The organism is Arthrobacter sp. UCD-GKA (genome assembly GCF_001863355.1).
Taxonomy (GTDB): Bacteria; Actinomycetota; Actinomycetes; order Actinomycetales; family Micrococcaceae; genus Paeniglutamicibacter.
In genome coordinates this window covers 183,412-205,897 of the sequence record NZ_MOLR01000006.1, presented here as the reverse complement: position 1 = coordinate 205,897, position 22,486 = coordinate 183,412, and the positions used below count along the sequence as shown (strand labels likewise).

General features: G+C 68.9%; 17 protein-coding genes. 11 read left to right on the top strand and 6 right to left on the bottom strand.

Features of this window, described 5'->3' with window-relative positions; genetic code table 11:
• The first annotated feature begins 34 nt into the window (after positions 1–34).
• Positions 35–2,131 (top strand): primosomal protein N' family DNA-binding protein, encoded by a 2,097-nt coding sequence (locus tag BLJ79_RS12535; protein WP_071215078.1) that lies wholly within the window; start codon positions 35–37, stop codon positions 2,129–2,131.
• Here BLJ79_RS12535 and BLJ79_RS12530 read toward each other — a convergent pair.
• Complete coding sequence (locus tag BLJ79_RS12530) at positions 2,128–3,189, bottom strand: alpha/beta fold hydrolase (RefSeq protein ID WP_071215077.1); 1,062 nt, start codon at positions 3,187–3,189, stop codon at positions 2,128–2,130. The genes BLJ79_RS12535 and BLJ79_RS12530 overlap by 4 nt on opposite strands.
• A 195-nt stretch (positions 3,190–3,384) precedes the next feature.
• Between BLJ79_RS12530 and BLJ79_RS12525 the strand changes: the two genes are divergently transcribed.
• The 6 genes from BLJ79_RS12525 (at position 3,385) to BLJ79_RS12500 (ending at position 12,259) form a co-directional block, all read left to right on the top strand.
• Positions 3,385–5,091, top strand: coding sequence for a glycerol-3-phosphate dehydrogenase/oxidase (locus tag BLJ79_RS12525; RefSeq protein WP_071215076.1), 1,707 nt, complete (start codon positions 3,385–3,387; stop codon positions 5,089–5,091).
• A gap of 98 nt (positions 5,092–5,189) precedes the next feature.
• Complete coding sequence (gene glpK / locus BLJ79_RS12520) at positions 5,190–6,704, top strand: glycerol kinase GlpK (RefSeq protein WP_071215075.1); 1,515 nt, start codon at positions 5,190–5,192, stop codon at positions 6,702–6,704.
• Positions 6,705–6,898: 194 nt separating this feature from the next.
• Complete coding sequence (locus BLJ79_RS12515; protein WP_071215074.1) at positions 6,899–7,411, top strand: hypothetical protein; 513 nt, start codon at positions 6,899–6,901, stop codon at positions 7,409–7,411.
• A gap of 232 nt (positions 7,412–7,643) precedes the next feature.
• Positions 7,644–10,160, top strand: coding sequence for a leucine--tRNA ligase (gene leuS, locus BLJ79_RS12510; RefSeq protein ID WP_071215073.1), 2,517 nt, complete (start codon positions 7,644–7,646; stop codon positions 10,158–10,160).
• Between the two features lie 25 nt (positions 10,161–10,185).
• Positions 10,186–11,349: a DegV family protein gene (locus BLJ79_RS12505; RefSeq protein WP_071215072.1), complete on the top strand. Its 1,164-nt coding sequence runs from the start codon at positions 10,186–10,188 to the stop codon at positions 11,347–11,349.
• Positions 11,350–11,467: 118 nt separating this feature from the next.
• Positions 11,468–12,259: a ComEA family DNA-binding protein gene (locus BLJ79_RS12500; protein WP_139194849.1), complete on the top strand. Its 792-nt coding sequence runs from the start codon at positions 11,468–11,470 to the stop codon at positions 12,257–12,259.
• A gap of 614 nt (positions 12,260–12,873) precedes the next feature.
• Here the strand turns inward: BLJ79_RS12500 and BLJ79_RS12495 are convergent.
• A complete protein-coding gene (locus BLJ79_RS12495; protein ID WP_071215071.1) occupies positions 12,874–13,365 on the bottom strand; it encodes a hypothetical protein in 492 nt (163 codons plus the stop codon).
• Positions 13,366–14,046: 681 nt separating this feature from the next.
• Here BLJ79_RS12495 and BLJ79_RS12490 point away from each other — a divergent pair.
• The 3 genes from BLJ79_RS12490 (at position 14,047) to holA (ending at position 19,392) form a co-directional block, all read left to right on the top strand.
• A complete protein-coding gene (locus BLJ79_RS12490; RefSeq protein ID WP_083411280.1) occupies positions 14,047–15,249 on the top strand; it encodes a Fic family protein in 1,203 nt (400 codons plus the stop codon).
• A gap of 576 nt (positions 15,250–15,825) precedes the next feature.
• Positions 15,826–18,297, top strand: coding sequence for a ComEC/Rec2 family competence protein (locus tag BLJ79_RS12485; protein ID WP_071215070.1), 2,472 nt, complete (start codon positions 15,826–15,828; stop codon positions 18,295–18,297).
• Between the two features lie 96 nt (positions 18,298–18,393).
• Positions 18,394–19,392 carry a DNA polymerase III subunit delta gene (holA, locus tag BLJ79_RS12480; RefSeq protein WP_071215069.1) on the top strand — a complete coding sequence of 333 codons (999 nt, stop codon included), beginning with the start codon at positions 18,394–18,396 and terminating at the stop codon, positions 19,390–19,392.
• Positions 19,393–19,428: 36 nt separating this feature from the next.
• On the opposite strand, the gene BLJ79_RS12475 is transcribed toward holA, so the two are convergent.
• From BLJ79_RS12475 to BLJ79_RS12465, 3 genes are all read right to left on the bottom strand, one after another.
• Positions 19,429–20,211, bottom strand: coding sequence for a phosphatase PAP2 family protein (locus tag BLJ79_RS12475; RefSeq protein WP_083411260.1), 783 nt, complete (start codon positions 20,209–20,211; stop codon positions 19,429–19,431).
• 200 nt (positions 20,212–20,411) lie between these two features.
• Positions 20,412–20,672, bottom strand: coding sequence for a 30S ribosomal protein S20 (gene rpsT, locus BLJ79_RS12470; RefSeq protein WP_071215068.1), 261 nt, complete (start codon positions 20,670–20,672; stop codon positions 20,412–20,414).
• 316 nt (positions 20,673–20,988) lie between these two features.
• Positions 20,989–21,591: an aromatic-ring hydroxylase C-terminal domain-containing protein gene (locus tag BLJ79_RS12465; protein ID WP_286135377.1), complete on the bottom strand. Its 603-nt coding sequence runs from the start codon at positions 21,589–21,591 to the stop codon at positions 20,989–20,991.
• Between the two features lie 28 nt (positions 21,592–21,619).
• On the opposite strand from BLJ79_RS12465, the gene BLJ79_RS22430 reads away from it, so the two are divergent.
• A complete protein-coding gene (locus BLJ79_RS22430; protein ID WP_353615476.1) occupies positions 21,620–21,940 on the top strand; it encodes a helix-turn-helix domain-containing protein in 321 nt (106 codons plus the stop codon).
• On the opposite strand, the gene BLJ79_RS12460 is transcribed toward BLJ79_RS22430, so the two are convergent.
• Positions 21,846–22,433, bottom strand: a complete 588-nt coding sequence (locus tag BLJ79_RS12460; protein WP_071215067.1) for a type II toxin-antitoxin system PemK/MazF family toxin — start codon at positions 22,431–22,433, stop codon at positions 21,846–21,848. The two genes, BLJ79_RS22430 and BLJ79_RS12460, sit on opposite strands and share 95 nt — an antisense overlap.
• Between the last annotated feature and the right edge of the window lie 53 nt (positions 22,434–22,486).

Genomic DNA, 22,486 nt, shown 5'->3' with positions numbered 1-22,486 from the left:
GATTCTCAAGGCGTAGAAACGGGAGGTGGGGTGCGTGGACCAGTCACTGCAGCCCTCGCTGCTGGCCGGCTTCGACCTGTCCGCGCCGCTGCCCGGAATCCCGCACATGGCCAGCACGCTCCCGGTCGCCCGGGTGGTGATCGATTCGGCCCTCCCGCACCTGGACAGGCCCTTCGACTACCTGGTCCCCGTTGAACTCGATGCGGCGGCGCAACCCGGGGTCCGGGTGAAGGTGCGCTTCGGCGGGCAGGAGCTTGCCGGATTCCTCGTCGAACGCCTCGAGCACTCCGAGCCCGGGATCAAGCTGCAGCCGCTGCGCGCGGTCGTGTCCCCGGAGGTGGTGCTCTCCGCCGAGGTGCTGGCCGTGGCCCGCGCCGTGGCCGAACGATACGCCGGCGGGGTGTGGGACGTGCTGCGCTCGGCCGTCCCGGCCCGCATGGCACGGGTGGAAACCGAGAAAACCGAGACCGGGGATGGCGAACACGGCGGCGAACCGCCCGTGACCGACCTCGCCATTGACGCGCCTCCCGTGAAAGGCCCGGCCGGCGACCCCGTCGGCGACCCGGCGGCGCCGCTGCTGTCCGAGTACCACGGCGGAGCCGACTACGCCCGGATGCTGCGCACCGGCCAATCCCCGCGCGCCGTGCTCTCCGCGGTGCCCAACCGCCCCGGGGACTGGCCCGGGCTGCTGCTCGAGGCCTCCGAACTGGTCCTGGCCTCCGGGCGCGGGGTGCTGATCGTGGTCCCCGACGCCCGCGACCTGGCCAGGCTCTGCGCCGTGCTCGACGAGCGGCTGGGCGCACACGCCTATGCCCGGCTGACCGCCGAGGACGGCGCCACCCCGCGCTACCGGAACTTCCTGCGCGTGGCCCGCGGGTCCGCGCGGCTGGTGGTCGGTACCCGCAACGCCGCCTTCGCCCCGGTAAAGAACCTCGGCCTGGCGGTCATCTGGGACGACGCGGACAATTCCCACGCCGAGCCGCGCGCCCCCTACCACCACGCCCGCGAGGTGCTGCTGCTGCGCTGCGGCATCGAGAACGCCGGGCTGCTGCTGGCCGCCCCCGGGCGCAGCGCCGAGGCCCAGCGCCTGGTGCGCAGCGGCTGGGCCCACGAACTCGAAGCCGACCGAAAGCTGCTGCGCGCCCACGCGCCGCGGGTCATCGCCGCCTCGGACGAGTTCGAGGCCGAACGCGACCCGCTGCTGCACGCCGCCCGGCTCCCGGCCGCCGCCTGGCGCGAGGCCAAGGCCGCGCTGGCACGCGGGCCGGTGCTGGTGCAGGTCGCCCGCACCGGGTTCATGCCGGCGCTGCGCTGCGAACGCTGCCGCACCCCGGCCCGCTGCACCGCCTGCAACGGGCCGCTGGCCCTGGGCGAAGCCCGCGGGGCCCCGGCCTGCGGCTGGTGCGGGCTGGTCGCCCACGACTGGAACTGCGCGGAGTGCGGATTCATGCGCCTGCGCGCCGCCTCGATCGGGGCTGACCGCACCGCCGAGGAACTGGGCCGGGCCTTCCCGGGCATCAAGGTGGTGGCCGCGACCGGGGCCAAGCCGCTGCACACCGTGTCCGATGCCCCGGCACTGGTGGTCGCGACCCCGGGCGCCGAACCGGTGGCCGCCAACGGGTACGCCGCGGTGCTGCTGCTGGACGGGGACCGGATGATGGCCCGCGAGGGGCTGCGCACCGGCGAGGAGGTGCTCAACCGCTGGATGGGCGCCGCTTCCCTGGCCCGCGGCCGGGATGCCACCGAGGGGCACCCGGGCGGCGGCACCGTGGTGGTGGCCGGGGAGCCGACCGAACCCATGCGCGCGCTGGTGCGCTTTGACGCCGCGGCCTACGCGCAGGCGGAGCTCGATGAGCGCCGCGCCCTGGGACTGCCCCCGGCGGTGCGCACCGCGATGGTCAAGGGGCCGGCGGGAACCGCGGACAAGTTCATGGACGCCCTGGTGCTGGGCGATCAGGTGCGCCGGCACGGTCCGGTGCTGCTGGGGGAGGGCGAGCACCGCTGGCTGCTGTTCTTCTCCTACGCCCAGGGGCCGGCCGTGACCGCGGCGCTGCGTGCGCTGCGCGCCACCTTCAGCGCCGCCAAGGAACCGGTCGTGGCCATCCGCATCGACCCGGACGGGGTCCTCTAGCTCGTCGGGGTCGTCACGTCCTGATGATTCGACTGCCGTGGCCGGTTCCTTCGTCCGTCGCCCGGGTATAGCGTGCGCGGCATCCCGCGCGGCACCCACGGGTGCTCCGCACCCAGGAACTCCTCGATCAGCGCCGCGGCCTCGGGCGCCTTTTCGTAGTGGATCAGGTGCCCCACGTCCCCGATCACCCGCAGCGTGGCGCGCGGGAAGGTGCGGGCCAGGGAACGCTGGGCCGGCACGGAGCCGAGCTCGTCCTGCTCGCCGACCACCAGCAGCGTCGGCTCGTTGATCCGGGCCGCCACCTCGCGCACCGTGGCGGTGACCGATGCCGCATAGGCCTCGCGCAGGGTGGAGCGCGAGGTGAACCCGGAGAAATAGCGCCGGTGCTGGTCAAAGACGTAGTCGCGCATCGCCCGGTCCCTGGACTTGAGCATGGCCAGCGACATCGCATCGGTGACCAGCCGGGAGCGGAGCAGCGCCTCTCCCAGGGTGGCCGGCAGGCGAGCTCCGGCGGCGTAGTAGGCGCCCGCGGCGCGGGACATCAGCGCCTGGCTGCCCTCGAGCGCCGGTTCGCAGATCGGGTTGACCAGCACCAGCTGCCCGAAGGACCCCGGGTGCCGGGCCAGGTAGGCGGCGGCGACGATGGTGCCGAAGGAATGGCCCAGCAAGATGGTCTCCGGACCCAGGTCCAGCTCCCCGCGCAGCGCGCCGATGACCTCGCCGTAGCCGGCCACGTCGTGGCGCGGCCCGCCGGGTTCCGGGGCCCGGCCGGGCGCCGGAACCCCCGGGGCACCGTCCGGCGCGCCGGGGGCCGACACGCGGGAAAACGGGGTGGAGGAGCCGAATCCGGGCAGATCCGGAACAACGATCGTGTGGCCCGGCAGCTGCTCGATGATCCGCGCCAGGCCGTGGTGGTCGCCGCGGAAGCCGTGCACCGCCAGGATGACGCCGTGGCAGGGGGCCGTGGCCGGGTAGGTCCAGCAGGACACCTCCGAACCGTGCACGTGGTGGAGGCTTTTCAGGGCGCGGCGCGGGGTCTGCGGCGGGGAAAGGGGCATGTTCCCAGCCTATCCCGGGCCGCGGGACGGCCGCCGGACACACGCGGGGCCCGCCGCGGTCCGGCCGGGGTTCGGCAACGATTCGCTTACGCTTCACCGCCTGGGCTAGGCACCGGCACCGGAGCCCCGGTAATGTCGAGAAGACCATGTGAAGCACGCTTTACGCCCACTGCAACACCGAAGGATGGCCCCATCGTGGCAGCCACAGCGTCCCACCGATCCGAACTGGCCGCGCTGCGCGCCCGCCCCGGAGCCAAGGTCCTGATCGTGGGCGGCGGCATCAACGGCGTGGCGACCTTCCGCTACCTGGCCATGCAGGGCGTGGACGTGGCGCTGGTGGAACGCGGGGACTACTGCCAGGGCGCCTCGGGCGCCTCCTCGCACATGATCCACGGCGGGATCCGCTACCTGGAAAACGGCGAGTTCCGCCTGGTCCACGAGTCCGTGCGGGAACGGAACCGGCTGCTGGAGATCGCACCGCACTACGTCAAGCCGCTGCGCACCACCATCCCGATCTTCTCCACCTTCTCCGGGATCCTCGCGGCCCCCATGCGCTTCCTCACCCACCGCAGCTCCGGGTCCACCGAGCGCGGCGCGGTGCTGATCAAGGCCGGGCTGGTGCTCTACGACGTCTTTGCCGGGGCCGTGGGGCGCAACACCCCGTGGCACAAGTTCCGCGGCGCCAAGGCCTCGCTGGCGCAGCTGCCGCTGCTGCGCGGTGACGTGAAGTACACGGCCACCTACTTCGACGCCTCGGTGCACAACCCCGAGCGGCTCACCCTGGATGTGCTGCGCGACGGGCTGGAGGCCAACCCCCACGCCCGGGCCAGCAACTACGTCGCGCTGGCCGGGTTCGGCGCCGGCGGCGCCAGGCTGCGCGACGAACTCACCGGGGAGGAATTCGACTTCGACGCCGACGTGCTGGTCAACGCGACCGGCGCCTGGGTGGACCTGACCAACGAGGCCCTCGGCGCCCCCAGCAATTTCATGGGCGGGACCAAGGGCAGCCACATCGTGCTGGACCACCGGGAATTGCTGGAGGCCTGCGGCGGGCGGGAGATCTTCTTTGAGCACTCCGACGGGCGGATCGTGCTGATCTACCCGCTGGGGGACCGGGTGCTGGTGGGCACCACCGACATCGACGCGGACATGGGCGTGCCGGCACGCTGCACGGATGCGGAGGTGGCGTACTTCTTCGACCTCATCCGGCACGTGTTCCCGTCCCTCGAGGTGCGCGAGGAACACATCGTCTACCGGTTCTCCGGCGTGCGCCCGCTGCCGCGCCACGACGACACCGCCCCCGGCTTCGTCTCCCGCGACTACCGCATCGAACGCACGGCGCTGCCCGGCGGCACCACCGAGCTGTCCCTGGTGGGCGGGAAGTGGACGACGTTCCGCGCGCTGGGGGAGACCCTGGGCAAGAAGGTGCTCGCCGAGCTCGGCGTGGCCCCGGGACCGACCACCAGGAACCTGCCCATCGGCGGCGGGCGGAACTACCCCGGCAGCCCCGCCGCGCTCGAGGCCTGGTATGCGGCCCGCGCCCCGCTGGCCGGACGCCGGCGGCTCGAGGTGCTGCTGGAACGCTACGGCACCCGCGCCGACACCGTCCTGGGGTTCATCGGTCCCGATGACCCGACGCTGCCGGGGTGCGACGAACTTTCCGCTGCCGAACTTGCCTACCTGGGCACCCACGAACACCTGGGATCGCTCACCGACGTATTCATCCGGCGGACCTCGCTGGCCTTCCGCGGGCTGGTCACCCAGGAGCTGCTCGAACAGGTCGCCGCGGCCCTGGCCCCCGTGCTTGGCTGGGACCGGAACCAGGCCGCCGCGCAGGTCGCCGAGTGCCGCCGTTTGCTCACCGAGGACCACGGGGCGCACCCGGCGCTGTCCAACGCGTAGGATTCCGCGCAGGGGGGCAGCGTGGCATCGAACACGCTTCGACCCCCCCTGCCCGAGCCCGCCGCACCGCCCCCACCCGACGCTGAAAGGCACCCCCCATGAACCAGTACGTCATCGCGATCGACCAGGGAACCACCAGTTCCCGCGCCATCGTCTTTGACCACGCGGGCACCGTTGCCTCCACCGGGCAACTGGAGCACGCGCAGATCTTCCCGCACCCCGGCTGGGTGGAACACGACGCGCACGAGATCTGGCGGAACGTGCGGGAGGTCATCGCCGTCGCCCTGGCCGGCGGGAACCTGACCCGGCACGACATCGCCGCGGTCGGGATCACCAACCAGCGCGAAACCACCGTGGTGTGGGACCGGCACACCGGCGAACCGGTCTACAACGCGATTGTCTGGCAGGACACCCGCACCCAGGACATCGTCCAGTCATTGGCCGCCGACGGCGGGACGGACAGATACAAGGCACGCACCGGGCTGCCGCTGGCACCCTACTTCTCCGGCACCAAGGTCAAGTGGATCCTGGACAACGTCGACGGGGCACGCGAACGCGCCGAGGCCGGGGACCTGCTCTTTGGCACCACCGACTCCTGGGTCACCTGGAACCTCACCGGCGGAACCCACGGCGGGGTGCACGTCACCGACGTCACCAACGCCTCGCGCACCCTGTTCATGGACCTGGCGACGCTGGCCTGGGACGAGGAGATCCTCGCGGACTTCGGCGTGCCCGCCTCGATGCTGCCGGCCATCAAGTCCTCCTCCGAGGTCTACGGAAAGGTGGCCTCCTCCCAGCTGCTGCGCGAGGTGCCGGTCGCCGGGATCCTGGGCGACCAGCAGGCCGCGACCTTCGGGCAGGCGGCCTTCGGCGCGGGGGAGGCGAAAAACACCTACGGCACCGGCTGCTTTTTGATCTTCAACACCGGGACGGAAATCGTCCGCTCCGGCAACGGGCTGCTGACCACCCTGGGCTACAAGCTCGGCGACGCGGCCCCGGTCTATGCGCTGGAGGGGTCGATCGCCGTGGCCGGCTCCCTGGTCCAGTGGCTGCGCGACAACATCGGCATGATCTCCACCGCCGCCGAGGTCGAAACCCTGGCCGCCGGCGTGCCGGACAACGGCGGGGTGTACATCGTCCCGGCCTTCTCCGGGCTCTTCGCCCCGTACTGGCGCGCCGAGGCCCGCGGCGCCATCGTCGGGCTGACCCGCTTCGCCAACAAGCACCACATCGCCCGCGCCGCGCTGGAAGCCACCGCCTTCCAGGTCCGCGAGGTGCTCGACGCGGTCAACGCGGACGCGGGGGTCCCGCTGACCGAGCTGAAGGTCGACGGCGGGATGGTGGCCAACGATGCGCTGATGCAGTTCCAGGCAGACCTGCTCGGGGTCCCGGTGGTCCGCCCGACGGTCACCGAAACCACTGCCCTGGGCGCGGCCTACGCCGCCGGGCTGGCCGTGGGGTTCTGGAAGGACCTCGGGGAGCTGGAGGGCAACTGGTCCGAGGACAAGCGCTGGGAACCAGCCATGGAGCCGGCCGAACGGGAGCGGCAGATGCGCCTGTGGAAGAAGGCCGTCACCCGCACCTTCGACTGGGTCGACGAGGACGTGCTCTAATCGGCCGCATCGGCAGCGAAACCATGCAGGGCTTCGCCGCAGCGTCTCGGCTGCATAACGTTGTGGGCCAAAACGCCCGCGCGATGCACCCGTGGCTAGGGTGGAAGGAACCTCGGCCCGCCCGCTTCGGTGATCGGGCCCTCCCACGCTTCCGGCCCTGCGGGCCGGAAGCCGAACGGACAGGCGGGCACGGCATGCGGGCATTGGCGCGGATCCTTGGCGGGGCGGGCGCGGGTTTGGCGCTGTTCGCGCTGCTGGGCTACCTGGGAATGCATTTCGACTGGCTCAACAGGGGCGTCCGGATGGATGCGGCCGGGATTCCGGTCCACGTGCTGCTGCCACGCAGCGCCTGGGAGTTCGGCGCCGCCATCGCACTGACCGTGGCCCTGGCCGGATGGGCCGCGGTGCGGCATCTGCGCTCCGCGACGGATCCCGGGGTCGGCGCGGTGGTGGCGGCGGTCGTGGTCCTGGCCGCCTGCATCGTGCTCTTCGGGACCAGCGGGGCGCAGCAGGCCGCACGGCTGGGCCCCGCATTCGGCGTCCAACCCCCGTTGTTCGCCCGGGTGCTGTGGCATGGGGCATCGAACGCGGGCAGCTACGCGGCGATCGGCGTGCTGGGATGCGTCGCACTGCTGTCGCGGCGCCCGGCACCGGCCCGAGCGCTGCACCGCGACGACACGGCGGCCTACCGCCGCCCCGTGCCCTAGGGGGGTCCGGGACACGGACCCGCGCCCGGCACGGTTCGTGCGGTAGAATTGGCGACATGAACGTTGCGCTCTTGCTAACCTAGCCGTACGGGATACTCCCCGTACGGCCGCCCCTTGATTGCCAAGGGGCTTTTGTGTGTCACGGGCATTTGCGCCAGGCACACCCACTCGGCTCAGCTGGCCAAGAGACGTTCCCCCACAGGCGCACGACAAAAGAAGGCGAAACACGATAGTGAGCACTCAGCCCACCGGCACCGAAACCGCGGACAACGATTCCACCGCAGCGGCCTACAGCTTCCAGGACATGGAAGCCAAATGGGCTCCGGTGTGGGACGAACTAGGGGTCTTCACGCCCAAGGACGACGGCAGTGCCGAGCGCCGCTACGTGTTGGACATGTTCCCGTACCCCTCCGGCGACCTGCACATGGGCCACGCCGAGGCCTTCGCCATGGGAGACGTCGTCGCCCGCTACTGGCGCCAGCAGGGATACGACGTCATGCACCCGATCGGCTGGGACTCCTTCGGGCTGCCCGCCGAGAACGCCGCGATCAAGCGCAACGCCCACCCCTCGGAGTGGACCTACGCCAACATCGACACCCAGGCCGCCAGCTTCAAGCGCTATGCGATCTCCGCCGACTGGGATCGCCGCATCCACACCTCGGACCCGGAGTACTACCGCTGGACCCAGTGGCTGTTCACCCGCTTCTACGACAAGGGCCTGGCCTACCGCAAGAACCACCCGGTGAACTGGTGCCCGAAGGACCAGACAGTGCTGGCCAACGAGCAGGTCGTCAACGGCGCCTGCGAACGCTGCGGCACCCCGGTGACCAAGAAGTCGCTGAACCAGTGGTACTTCAAGATCACCGACTACGCCGACCGCCTGCTCGATGACATGGACGCGCTGCACGGGCACTGGCCCGAGCGCGTGCTGGCCATGCAGAAGAACTGGATCGGACGCTCCGAGGGCGCGCACGTCGACTTCATCGTCGAGGCCACCGCCACCCAGGAAGCACACAAGACCACGGTCTTCACCACGCGCCCGGACACCCTGCACGGCGCCACCTTCTTCGTCGTCGCCGCCGACGCCGAGCTGGCCAACGAGCTGGTCACCGCCGAGCACCGCCAGGCGCTGGAGGACTACCAGGAGCAGGTCAAGGCGCTGAGCGAGATCGAACGCCAGGCCACCGAGCGCGAAAAGACCGGCGTGTTCACCGGCCGCTACGCCATCAACCCGCTCAACGGGGAAAAGCTGCCGGTCTGGGCCGCGGACTACGTGCTGGCCGAATACGGCACCGGCGCGATCATGGCCGTGCCCGCGCACGACCAGCGCGACCTGGACTTCGCCCGCACCTTCGACCTGCCGGTGCGCGTGGTCGTTGACACCGGCGCCGAGGATCCGGCCGAAACCGGCATCGCCACCGCCGGTGAAGGCACCCTGGTGAACTCCGGCGAGCTGGACGGCCTGCCCAAGGCCGAGGGTATCGCCCGCGCCATCGAGATCGTCGAGGCCGCGGGCACCGGCGAGAAGTTCGTGAACTTCCGACTGCGCGACTGGCTGCTTTCCCGCCAGCGCTTCTGGGGCACCCCGATCCCGATCATCCACTGCGAGCACTGCGGCGAGGTCCCGGTCCCGGACGACCAGCTGCCGGTGCGCCTGCCCGATGACCTGCGCGGCGAGGCCCTGGCCCCCAAGGGAACCAGCCCGCTGGCCGCCGCCGAGGACTGGGTCAACGTGCCCTGCCCGAAGTGTGCGGCACCGGCCAAGCGCGACACCGACACCATGGACACCTTCGTGGACTCCTCCTGGTACTTCCTGCGCTTTGTCTCCCCGAACTACACCGAGGGTCCCTTCGACCCGCAGGCGGTGCGCGACTGGATGCCGGTCGGGCAGTACGTGGGCGGGGTCGAGCACGCGATCCTGCACCTGCTCTACTCGCGCTTCTTCACCAAGGTCATCTTCGATTTGGGCCTGATCGACGTGCAGGAGCCTTTCTCCGCCCTGCTGAACCAGGGCCAGGTGCTCAACGGCGGCAAGGCCATGAGCAAGTCGCTGGGCAACGGCGTGGATTTGGGCGAGCAGCTGGACAAGTTCGGCGTGGACGCCGTGCGCCTGACCATGATCTTCGCCTCCCCTCCGGAGGACGACGTGGACTGGGCCGACGTGTCCCCGTCGGGTTCGCAGAAGTTCCTGGCCCGCGCCTGGCGCGTGGCCCAGGACGTTGCCAGCGCGCCGGGAGTCGATCCGGCCACCGGCGACAAGGCGCTGCGCTCGGTCACCCACAAGGCGGTGCACGAGGCCGCCGGCATGCTGGACACCGGCAAGTTCAACGTCGTGATCGCCAAGACCATGGAGCTGGTCAACGCGACCCGCAAGGCCATCGACTCCGGCGCCGGCGCAGCCGACCCGGCGGTGCGCGAGGCCGCGGAGGCCGTCGCGATCATCCTCTCGCTCTTCGCACCGTACACGGCCGAAGACATGTGGGCGGCGCTGGGGCACGAGCCCTCGGTCGCCAACGCCGGATGGCCCGTGGTCGACGAGGCGCTGCTGGTTGAAGACACCATCACCGCCGTGGTGCAGATCAAGGGCAAGGTACGGGCCCGGCTGCAGGTCTCGGTGGACATCACCGCCGAGGAACTCGAGGCGCTGGCAATGGCCGACGAGGCAGTGGTGCGCTACCTCGACGGTGCGGCGGTCGCCAAGGTGATCGTGCGCGCGCCGAAGCTGGTCAACGTGGTCCCTGCCTCCTAGGCACCCGCAAGGTAGCCTGTCTTCCATGGACCAATCGCAGCCCGACCACCAACCGCCGCGGCCCCCGGGCCCCGGCGGTTGGATCGGTCGGCTGCGGGGCCGGAGGCAACGCCCCGGCGTTCCGGGGCAGGGCAAGGCCCAAAACGCGGTCCCGGTGCCCGTGGGCGTGGTGACCGACTCGGCCGCCGCGCTGCCCGAGGACTGGGTGGGGCAGCACGCGCGGTTCCTGCGCGTGGTGCCGATGCCGGTGATGGTCGATGACCAGATCTTCTCCGAGGGCACCGACGACGTGCCCACCGAACTGGCCCTGGGCCTGGCCATGGGCAAGTCCGTGCGCACCTCGCGCCCGGCGCCGGGGCAGATGCTGCGCGCCTACCAGGATCTCGCAGCGGCCGGGGTCAAGGAAATCATTTCGATCCACCTTTCCGGCGCGCTGTCCGGGACGGTGGAAGCCGCACGCCTGGCCGCCGAGTCCTCCCCGGTGCCCGTCACCGTCGTCGATACGCTCACCGTGGCCCTGGCCGAGGGATTTGCGGTCATGGACGTGGTGGAGCTGGCCGCCTCCGGAGCGCCGCTGCAGGAATTGCGGGCCGTGGCCGAAAGGGCCGCGGAGAACCACGTGTACTTTGCCGTGCCCTCGCTGGAGCAGCTGCGCCGCGGCGGGCGGATCGGGGCCCTGGCCTCGGTGCTGGGCACGCTGCTGAACGTCAAGCCGATCCTGTCGGTGTCCGACGGGCACATCATCGCCCACGAAAAGGTCCGCACGCATTCGCGCACGCTGGCCCGTCTGGTGGCCATCGCCCGGCAGGAGGCAGCCGAGCGCGGAGCGGAGGTCCGCCTGGCGGTCCACTACTTCGGCAACCAGGAAGCCGCCGAGGAAATCGTGCAGGAACTGGCTGGTGCCTCCGTATTCGAGGTCCTGGCCATCCCGGTGCCCGCGGTGCTTGGCGCCCACACCGGTGCCGGGGTGCTGGCCGTGGCGATTGCCGGCGGCCGGGAACCTGCCGCGCCGGGTCCGGTCCGCCCCGAACCGAAACCCAAACCCAGGCCCAAGCCCGAGCCGAAGTCGCGCAACGAGGCCCCGCGCCGCGAGGCACGCCGCCGCACGGCCGCGGCGCAGGGGCAAGGTGCACCAAGCGCGCACACCCCGCCCTCGGCGCCCGGCCCGGAGCAGCCCGAAACCCGCTAGCACCGGGGCCGGCAGGTCCGGGCCGCAGCCGGAGGATGGGTCCCCGCAACCAGGGGGTTCTCCACAGCCGGGCACCGATCGAGGCGAGCAACAACGAAGCTCGGGTGCAATGTATTGCATGGGCTCTCACGAATGGGCGGATCAATCCGCCAGGACCAACCTGGGCCCGGCCCCCGGGCACTTGCGTGTGCTCATCGGCAGATCCGCGGCGATAGTCCTGATCCTTGGTGCCCTGACGTGGATCTCGGTGTCGCTGCTGTTCAACCCGCCCCCGCGTGCGCCAAGCGGAGCGGAGTCCATCCCCCTGGAAGTGGCGGAGACCGGTAAAGCGGGGCCCGCGGTGGATCCGAGTGTTCAAGACGCCCAGGGTTCCCCGGCCGAGCCGCGGGGGAACCCGGAGATGGAAGAAAACCCGGCGGAACCGAAAGCCTCCGGCACGTCGGGCAATGGCGCCACTGCAGTGGTCCACGTGGTCGGAGCCGTGAAGAATCCCGGGGTGTATTCCCTGCCGCTGGGCTCCAGGGTGCTTGACGCGGTGAAACTGGCCGGCGGTCTGGCGAAGGATGCGGCGCCCGAGGCGATCAACCTGGCTGCACAGATCCGTGACGGCGAACAACTCCGGATCCCGCGCCGTGGCGAGACCGGACAAGTGTCGGCGCCCGGGACCCATGCTTCCGGCGGATCGGACGGCACGGGCGGGCCAGACGCGCCGCCGGGGAAGGTTAATGTAAACACCGCCGATCTAGCACAACTGGAGGAGCTGCCGGGCATCGGCCCGGCACTGGCCGGGAGGATCCTGGAGTTCCGTCAGGCCAACGGGCCCTTCAAGAACCTCGGCGAACTTGATGCCGTCAGCGGCATCGGACCGGCCTTAATGGGGAACCTGCGCGAACACGTGGTCTTTGATTGAGTGTCCCGGGCCGTGGCCGTGTCGGAGGCGGGGTCACCGGGTTCCTTGGGCACTGAAGGACGGGGTGCTGGCCGGAAATTGCGCGCTCAAGCGCAGGGGTGCCCAGCGTGCAGGCAACCCGTTGCAGCGTGCCGCTCGTGGACGGCGGGCGAGTGGAAGGCTGCGCACGCCGCGTCGGGTCAGCCGGCCGATGTTCGGCGGACCGGCAACTCGTGGCCTGTCGCAATGCGGCCGAGGCGATCGGTGCAACGAATCGAGTGGCGGAAAATATCTAGGTCCGGCGCGTGTCAAGACGCTGCCGAACTGATCGGTCGTTGAATCGGTCGATCGCTGCGATGACGGCCAGGGTTGCCGCGGCGCACACCTGGCGCCGTGGGCAGCGGAATCCACGGCTGAGGGGAAACCAATTGACTCGTGGGTTGATAAGGATTCCAGTACCGACCATGACGTCCACCAAGACGGAGCCGGGCCAGATCCCACCAATGAATGCGGCACCGATGCTCGTTCCACCAGGCGTAGCGAGAGAAAAACAGATCAATAAGTTATGGCGGCAGCGCTCGAATTTGCGTTGATGGTTCTTAGCCAGGAATACGTGGCGCTCCTGACTTCGCAGGCTACCCTTCCGGGTGCTTGGCGACCGCCCACGCCGTGAAGGGGCCGTTGCCCATGCGGTTCAACGAGTCGATCTCGACCCCCGCGGCGATCAGCGTGTCATGAATGCATCTGATGACTTCCTCGCCCATGTAGCCTGTGTGCTTGGTTTCCCACCGCAGTTTCCGATTGCCGGCATGAATTTCCAGGTACAGGCCGTTATGGATCGAGCGAAGCACAACTCGGTCAATACCGGAGAACGGGATCACTTCGGGTTCGCGTCGCCAGGTCCTGGTCAATTCCAGCCGATCCGCGTAGAGCGTCTCGGAATGACCGTGTAAAGCAACAGCTAGACACAGGCATCCAAGGGCAACGACTCCGGTGAATATCCGCCCACCGGGAGTTGTCGTCCCCCCATCAATGGCCATCACCGTGAAAAAGATGAACATGCCCGCGAAAAAAATTACTCCACCATTCCCGTTGGAATGGTGCAGCACTCCGTCTTCTTGTTTCATATCCCTTGTAGCTTATTACGGGATCTGTGAACCTGTGGACGGTCGGGCGTTTGGGGATCTTTTTGCCCGCCCATCCTGTTGATATCCCGCGGCGCATGGCCGGCTGTCCCGCGGCCCAGTTCAGGAAATCTGATCCATCGGCTGTGACGCCCTGGCAAGACGTGACGAGATGCGCTGAGCCCGTGCGCGAGAGATCCGCGCCTCCACGCTCGCCGCCACGGCACGGAACCCCGGCATGCATGCACCAACATTGACCGTTGAGCCGGACCGGCCAAGACCCCCGTTCCACCGTGCAGGACAGGCTGCAGGCGTTCCCCACATGCGGGCACCCTATGGAGCACACCTCAACGGGGATCATGTGACTTCGGGGCGTGGGTTCTCGCAAGTGGGGCGATCATGCCGCGGGCCGCAAGCGGAACCCGGCTTCCGCCAGGGGCAAGCGTACGGATGCCTTGCGCGCCCGAATGGCCCGGCGGCCGCAAGCGGAGCCGGATCCCGAGCCCGGTCGGGTTGATCTCCGCGGGTGCTGGGCGTTGGCCGGTGCCTGGGTTGCGGCGCTGGGAGGATTGCAGCTGCACCAGGTGTTCTGTGCGGTGGGTGTGTGACTGTTTCCGCTTGATATAGTTTTCAAGCGTCGTCCATACCAAAGGCTAAGTGCATATCCTTTGGTATGTTTGGGTGGTGACCACAGATAAGCAGCAGTCCGGCGTCTGGCCGGCGACCGGATACGAAGCACGTCCGTGGGTGCGCTCCGGGAACGAAGTAGCCTCACGTAGGGCCAAGCTCCAGGCCCGCGGCGACTACCGGGCCGCCGTCCCGCCGCTCATCGCTGCAACACCGGTTGCACTGCCCGCCGAGACGATCGCCCTGGCCGATGATGCGAGCCAGGAACTCGCCCGATTCGACGCCGAGGCCGGAACGATCGCCGCCCCGTTCGCATCCATCCTGCTGCGCAGCGAGTCTGCTTCCAGCTCGGAAGTGGAGAACCTCACCTCCAGCGCCAAGCAGGTGGCCCTCGCGGAGATCGGCGAGTCGAAGTCCGGGAACGCGCGCTTGGTCTTTGCAAACGTTCGCGCCATGACCGCGGCCATCGCGCTGTCCGACCAACTGGATGAGCACTCGATCATCGCGATGCACGATGCGTTGCTGCGGGACACTGCGCCCGAATATGTCGGCTACTGGCGCAACGAACAAGTATGGATCGGCGGCGGCAGCATTTCGCCGCACACCGCAGCGTTTGTGCCGCCCCACCACACCCGCGTCTCGAGCTTGATGGCCGACGTTGTCGCATTCGCCCGGCGCACAGACGTGCCGGTGCTCATCCAGGCGGCGATTGCCCACGCGCAGTTCGAGACCATCCATCCCTTCCCCGACGGCAACGGCCGGACCGGGCGGGCACTCCTGCAGGGCATGCTCCGCCACGGCGGCCTGACCCGCAATGTCACCGTGCCCGTCTCAGCTGGGCTCCTCCACGACACCGATGCCTACTTCCGCGCGCTGACCGAGTATCGGGCCGGGAACACAAGCGCCATCGTCACCGCCGTGGCCGAGGCATCCTTTGCCGCGATCCGGAACGGACGTGTACTCGTGAGGGACATTCAAGACGCAGCTGCGCGCTGGGACGACTTGGTCGTGGCCCGAAGCGACTCATCCGTGCACAAGGCGAAGAGCTATCTGCTCCGCCAACCCGTGGTGAACGCAAAGACCCTGGCCGGTGAGTTGCAGATCAGCGACGTCGCGGCCCAGAAAGCCATCGACCGGCTGGTCGACGCCGAGGTGCTCACCCAGATCAGCAGCGGCCGACGGAACCGCATCTGGCAGGCGACGGAAATCCTCGCCGCACTCGATGCATTCGGCGCGCGAGCCCGGCGTCGCCGCGGCTGAGAGGCGCAGAAGGGTCCGGGCCTGCGCTTCCGCCTGCTATCGCGGAGAACGCATCGGCTCACGGAGCAGTATTCGTGTGTCGTCCCGCCACCATGGGTTTATGCCACCCAGCACTGGCCCCGCGAGCATGCAACGTCAGGCGTATGGTCGATTGCCATGCGTGGAATTCCCAACCCCTGGTGGTGTCAAGCACTCGCAAGGAGCCGTGCTGAGGGGCGCGGCGGTTGATGATCAGGCGACGATTCCGGTCCGGACGAATTCACTGGTGGCATGGGTCTTGCCCTGGGTAGGTTTGCTACTGCAGGCGATAGCGTCACCAAGAGAGAGCGTGGGTGAACCACGCGGTGGAGCAGCGCCCGACACAACCACCAAAATTGCCCATGGAACCGGCCAGCCCCGGGAGTGCAGGAAGCGACCAGCACCCCTGCTGTCGGCCTCCGGGTTATCGGCCGTGTTTCTCCACAACCGGGCACCGACCCTGAACGCACGGCAGCGGGATCGTGTGCACTGGAGGGCATGGGCTCTTATAAGCGGCGTGAACAAGCCGCTGGAGGAAAGCGGAAGCCGGCCCGCGCCATGGGTGGGCTCGCGGGCCTGATGCAGGCAGCCTTGGCCCGGCGTTCGAATGGGGAGCCGGATCGGGAGCCCGGCCGGGTTGACCTGCGCGGGTGCTGGGCGCTGGCCGGTGCCTGGAGTGCGGCGCTCGGCGGGGTGCAGCTGGGACAGCTGCACCAGGTATTTTGGGCGGTGGGAATGTGGCTGCTTGCGGGTGCCGGACTGCTGGCCTTGTTGCGCCCGCGGCACGGGCGCCTGGGGCCGGCTGTGACGCCCAGCTTTGCGGCTCCCGCCCTCTGCTGTGCCGCAGCGGCTCTGGTGTTCACGCAGCTGGTGCTGACAGGTGCCGGGACCAACCCCGACGCGCTGGAAGACGCGGCCCGCGACGGGTCCCCGGTGCGGATACAGCTGGCGTTCACCGAGGCCCCGCGGGCATCGATGCAAACGGACAGGTTCTCCGAGGATGCCCGGCCGCACCGGCAGTTCACCGTGGACGCGCGTGCCCTGGTGGTTGCCGGCAATGGCCGATGGAGGGTCTCCGGGGTGCCGGTGCGGCTGAGCTGGCCCGAATCGCGGAGCCCGAAGATCCCGCTAGCCGGCGGCAGCACCGTCGAGGTGCTGGCCACCGTTGCCGCCAGCGAACCGGGGGACAGGCAGCACTTCTGGCTCAATGCCGCGGCCGGCCTTGTGCCGGTGGGCACCCCGCCTGCCCCGGGGGTGTTCCAGGCCATGCGGGAACGCTTTGTCTCCGCCGCCGCGGTGTTGCCACAGCCTGCCCGGGCGCTGCTTCCGGGCATGGTGTTCGGGGACCGCAGCGGGATGGACGAGGCGCTGGGCGAGGCGATGAAGGTCGCGGGCCTGTCCCACCTCAGCGCGGTCAGCGGGGCAAACTGTGCCATGGTGCTGGGTTTCGTCATGTCTCTCGGGCGCTTGCTGGGACTCGGACGCCTGCCCACGCTCGGGCTGGGCCTGGCGGCGTTGCTCGGATTCGTATTCCTAGTGGGCTACGAACCCAGTGTCCTGCGCGCGGCGGTGATGGGCACCATCGCGGCGCTCGGCCTGCACGCCTCCCGCGGCAGGAGCGCCCTCGCGGCACTGCTCCTCGCCGTCGTGCTGCTGCTGGCCATCGATCCCTGGCTGGCCGGCGAGCCCGCCTTCCAGCTTTCGGTCCTGGCCACCGCCGGCATCGTGGTCATCGGCCGGCGGATGGCCGCGGGGCTGAACCGGTGGATGCCGGCCATCCTGGCGGAGGGGACAGCGGTTGCGCTGGCCTCGCAGATCGCCTGCCTGCCGGTCCTGGTGGCGCTGAATCCGGCATTCTCGCTGTACTCGGTCCCCGCGAATCTCCTGGTCTCGCCGTTCATCGCCCTCATCACCGTGGCCGGAACGCTGGCCGTGGTGGTCCTGATGTTCTTCCCGCTGGCGGGCATGGAACTGGTGTGGGTGGCCGGGATGCCCACCATGATGGTGGGTCTGGTGGGAACCTGGATCGCCGCGCTGCCCGGGGCGCTGCGTCCGTGGCCGGTCGGGGCGGCAGGCGTCCTGCTTGCGTGGGGAATCGTCCTGGGAACGCTGGTGGCGCTGGGCCACGTGCATCCGTCCACCGGATCGTGGCGATCGCGCATTGCGCTGGCCGCCCAGGGCGTGGTGACCGGGGTGCTGCTGGGCCTGCTGTTGCCGGTCACCGCGCTGGTGCCGGCACCCGTCGGCGATTGGCTGGTGGTTGCCTGCGATGTCGGCCAGGGCGACGGGTTGCTGATCAATGCCGGGGACGCCGGGGCGGTGGTGGTCGACACCGGCAGGACCCCGGAGGACATCGCGGCCTGCCTGCAGCGGATGCGCGTGAGGAATGTGGCCGCATTGTTCATCACCCACCGCCATGCAGACCACGACGGCGGGATTGCCGGGGTGGGCGAGCGGCGGCCCGTGGAGGACCTCTATTACTCGGCGGCCGATGACCCGGCGGATCCGCCCCGGCTCACCGATTCCCGCGGCATCAAGCCGACCGCCAGCCAGCTCGGTTCCGGGGCGACGGGAAGGGCCGGGACCGTGGCCTGGCGGGTCCTGGGCCCGATCCCCGACGGGGTGTTCACGGGGGAGAACGACGCTTCGCTGGTGATCCGTTTCGAGGTCGAGGTGCCCGGCAACCCACGCCGGATCTCCATCCTGGCAACCGGCGACATGGAGGACGAAGCCATGGACCAGCTCATCGACCAGGGGCTGATCGGGCACGCGGACGTGCTCAAGGTCTCGCACCACGGCGCCGAGAACGGCGGGGTGCGCACGGCGTCGATCGTCCGCCCGGCGGTCGCACTGATCAGCGTGGGCAGGGAGAACACCTATGGCCACCCCTCGGACACGGCGCTTCGGGCGCTGGAGGAGAACCACGTGGTGGCGCTGCGCACCGATATCCGCGGGACCATCATCGTGGGCTGGGACGGAAATGGGTTGGCGGTTTCCTCCCTCGGGCCGGGCCCGGCGTCGGGACCGTGATCGACACGAATACCGGACAACCATAGGGGATATGCCGCTTTCCGGGCTTGGGGATAGGATCGATGGGGTTGTTCAAACACTAGGTAAAGGTCGGTCATGGCAGCGCCACGAGGCACATCCAAGAACGCGGGCATTTCATGGCGGTCCGTGGCTCCCGCGCCGCTGGTCCTGTTGCAGGGTTCCGAGGAATTGCTGGCCAGCCGCGCCTTTGATGCCGTGCGTTCGGCCCTGCGTGCCGGTCCCGAGATCGAGCTGGTCCGCTTCGAAGCCAACAGCTACGAACGCGGCGAACTGCTGCTGGCCTCCAGCCCCTCGCTGTTCAGCGAAACCAAGCTCATCGAGGTACGCTCGATGGCCGCGATGAACGAGGATTTCCTCAACGACGCCCTGGCCTACGCGAAGTCCCCGGCGCCCGATACCACCTTGGTCATGCACCATTCCGGGGGAGTGCGCGGGAAGAAGCTGCTGGATGCGCTCAAGGCCGCCGGAGCGGTCCTCGTTGACTGCCAGCCGCTGAAGAAGGATTCCGAGAAGGTCGACTTCGTCACCCAGGAATTCCGGGCGGCCAAGCGCAAGCTCAGTGCCGAGGGTGCCCGCGCCCTGGTTGCCGCACTGGGCAGCGATCTCTCGGAACTGGCTGCCGCCTGCTCCCAGCTGTTGCAGGACACCACCGGGGCCATCGACCAGGACATGGTCGACAAATACTATGGCGGCCGCGTCGAGGCCACCGGGTTCAAGGTTGCCGATGCCGCCTTGGCGGGCCGGGCCGACATCGCCCTGAGCACGCTGCGCCACGCGTTGGCCACGGGGACCGACCCGGTGCCGATCGTCGCGACCCTGGCCATGAAGCTGCGCCAGGTCGCCAAGGTAGCCGGGGCACGCAAGTCCTCAGGCCAGCTGGCCAGCGAGTTGGGCATGCCGCCGTGGCAGGTCCAGCAGGCCCAGGAACAGGCCCGGCATTGGAACGTCGACGACATTGCCCGCTGTATCCGGCTGGTCGCGGAGGCCGATGCCCAGGTCAAGGGCGCGTCGCGCGACCCCGAATACGCCGTGGAGCGGGCCGTGACCCAGATATCGTTGGCAGCACGCCGCTAGGCAGGCCACACGCGGAGCCGCGAAGCCGGACGAGGCTCAGGTCCCGGACCGCGGCAACGGACCGGCTGCCGGGGGTCTCTGGGGCAAGGGACCGAACGGGCGCAGGAACCCCAGCCGGGAGACCAACGCCATGGCGTAGCGGTTCCATAGTCCACAAAAGAACAGGACCGCGGCACTGGCACTCACCATCGCGGCCAGCACATCCGAGGGATAGTGAACCCCAACGTAAAGGCGCGAAAGCGCCAGTCCGACCACCATCACGGCGCCGAGAACCACCGAGAACCGTTCCCGTCGGGTTCCGCGGGCCAGGAACCAGATGGCGAAGGCCAGGCCCACGGCCAGGCTCACGTGCCCCGAGGGGAATGAGTCAAAGCCGGTTTCGGGTGCCAGCGGGTCAGCGAGCAGGGCCGGGTTCGGCCGCGGCCGTTCCACGACGACCTTGACCAGTTGGGCAGAAAGCCAGCCCACGGAGGCGACGGACCCGAAAGCCATCGCATTGACCGGGGCGCGGCGCACGACCAACAGGAACAGGCAGGCCAGCGCCAACAGGACAGTCCCGCCCACGGGGCTGAAAATCCCACTCAGGGCCATGGCCGCCGCGTTGAGCACCCCGTCGTGGTGCCGGCTGAGCTCCTGGTCCGCCACCAATTCCGCACCGGCAAAGCCCGGGATGAAACGGGCACTGAAACCCAGGGCCAGCACCGCGGCGAGAAGCATGCCGGGAACGATGATCCATCGCCGGATCTGCGGCAGGGATTCCAGTCGCAAGGCCGGATGTGTTCGGACGGGTTCCCGTCGCGGTGCGGTGTCATCGCTCATGGATCGGTGGTAACTCGCTTCCGGGGCCGTTGCTGCTCGAGGCGGCCCCCGAACGGGAACCGGACCGAGCCTATCCGGGCCGGCAGGGTGTTTCCTGCAAGCACCGTGGGGAAAGAAGCGGAAATCGGGTTAAGACACAAAAGGCTTCCGTTCCCCTAGATATGGAGGAAAGGAAGCCTTTTGCTTCAGTGACGCAATCCTTAGAGGGCGTTAACCTTCTTGGAGATGGCCGACTTGTGGTTTGCTGCGTTGTTCTTGTGCAGCACACCCTTCGTGGCGGCCTTGTCGATCTTGCGGCCAGCTGCAACCAGCGCGGTTGCTGCTGCATCCTTGTCTTCGGCTGCAACGGCAGTGTTCACTGCGCGGATTGCGGTGCGAAGCTCGGACTTGACGGCAGCGTTACGCTGGCGCGACTTCTCGTTGGTGAGAATGCGCTTCTTCTGGGACTTGATATTAGCCACTGTATTAAACTCTCTTGCTCATCGCTTGTAATGGTCGGTGAGGGATATCTTCCGGGCCATTGACTGAGCGGCGTGGGGATACCTATGGCGACCCGGGAGAAGTGCCCGTCGACCTGCGCGGACACACAAGAAATAATACTAGCAGGTTCGGATGGCCATCACGAGTCGATACGGCCGGCAGGAGTGTGAGCTGCGCCTGACGCGGCGAAGCGGTGTTCACGGGATTCCCCACGCAATGCAGCACCCCGGAAGCGGAAAGCCCGGCGCCCAGCCTGGAAAGGCAGGGCGTCGGGTACACAGCAGTTTTTCCCGGAATCTAGTGCGCAAGCTCCATCAGGTCGCCGATCGATATGCCGGCATCCGGGGCCGGGTGTCCCAGTATTGAGGCCAACACCTCGAAAAGCGCGGACTGCGGATCCGCAACCATCTGATGGGACCGCCACCCGATGTGCTTGTCCGGTCGGACCAGGATGACGCCGTCCTCGTCGATCTCGCGTTGGCGCATCCAATCGCCGTAGAGATCCTGCACCTCAAGGCCCTCGCCGATGACCACGGCCACCAGGTCGATGCCCAGTCCCGCAGCGACCTCGGCCGCAGCGTCGGCCCACGGCTGTCCGGTGATGCCGGTGAAGAGCGTAAACCCGGTGTCCTTGGCGATGTCGTGGGTGGAGAACTTGGCGTCCCGGTCCCCGATCCAGGCGTGTGGCAGGCGCAGGCCCGGATAGGTGGACTTCTGGTGGCGGAGCATCCGGTCTTGGCTGGCTTCGGGGCGTGTGCCGCCGTCGGAAACCACGGCGCTCGACTCGTAGAACTGGCCGATCTCCGCGCCCTGGGCGTTGAACTCGTAGTCCTTGTTGTCCAGGGCGGCACGCCGGGCCTTGCGGCGTGCGGCGCCCTCGGGCGAGTTTTCCTTGCGCATCTTGAGCTTCGCGACGAATTCCTCGTCGGTGGTGGCGTCGGTGACCCCCAGGGCGTCGAAGATCGGCTTGTACTTGGCCGATCCCGCCCAGGGTTCCAGGTCGGTGGGCCGAATTGCGTGGGAGCTTGGCTTTGCCTCGCAGAGCTACTTCACGCGCGCCTTCAAGGCGCCGTTCGGCATTACACCGCTGGCGCTGCGCCAAGAGGCGTTGCGTGGCACCGATATCTACGTGGTGCCCAGCACGATGCACAGGGTTAGTTGCCGGAGAGCTTCCCGGCGACCAGGGCGAAGCGCTTGCTGTCCAGGATTGCGCCCTCCCGGCGGATCCCGGCTTCGCGCAGGCGGATGACCCGGTCGAGCTTAACCTCGCTGGGTCGGCCCTGCCTGTCCCAGGGCCCGGTGCCGATGTCGACATAGTCGCGGTCCCGCACCTGCTCGTTGCTGTGGTCCTTGGATGTCAGCATCAAGGCCAGCAGGTAGCCGTTCTCGCGGCCCACCAGTAGCACTGGGCGGTCCTTGCCCTGGGCATGGTCTTCCTCGTAGGGGATCCAGGCCCAGACGATTTCTCCCGGGTCCGGGCGTCCGTCGGCCTTCGGGGCGTAATGCGCCCGCACGGCTCCCGTGAAGTCGCCGGGGTATCCGCCGAATTCCCAGGTTCCGGATGCCCCGGGCGCAGGGGACGTCGAAGCAGGGCGGTGCGGGGCGGGCCTGCGCGTCGAGGGTGCCGCGGGACGCTTGCCGGTCGGACGGGTGGTGCCGCGTTGCTGCTTCGAGGCACCCTTCAGGGCGGATTCGAGCACGCGGCCCAGGAAGCGAAGGACCGAGTTGGAGTTGAACTTCATGTGCACAAACTACCAGCTGGGTCCCGCACCCGAGTCGCAGTGCGACAGCGTGG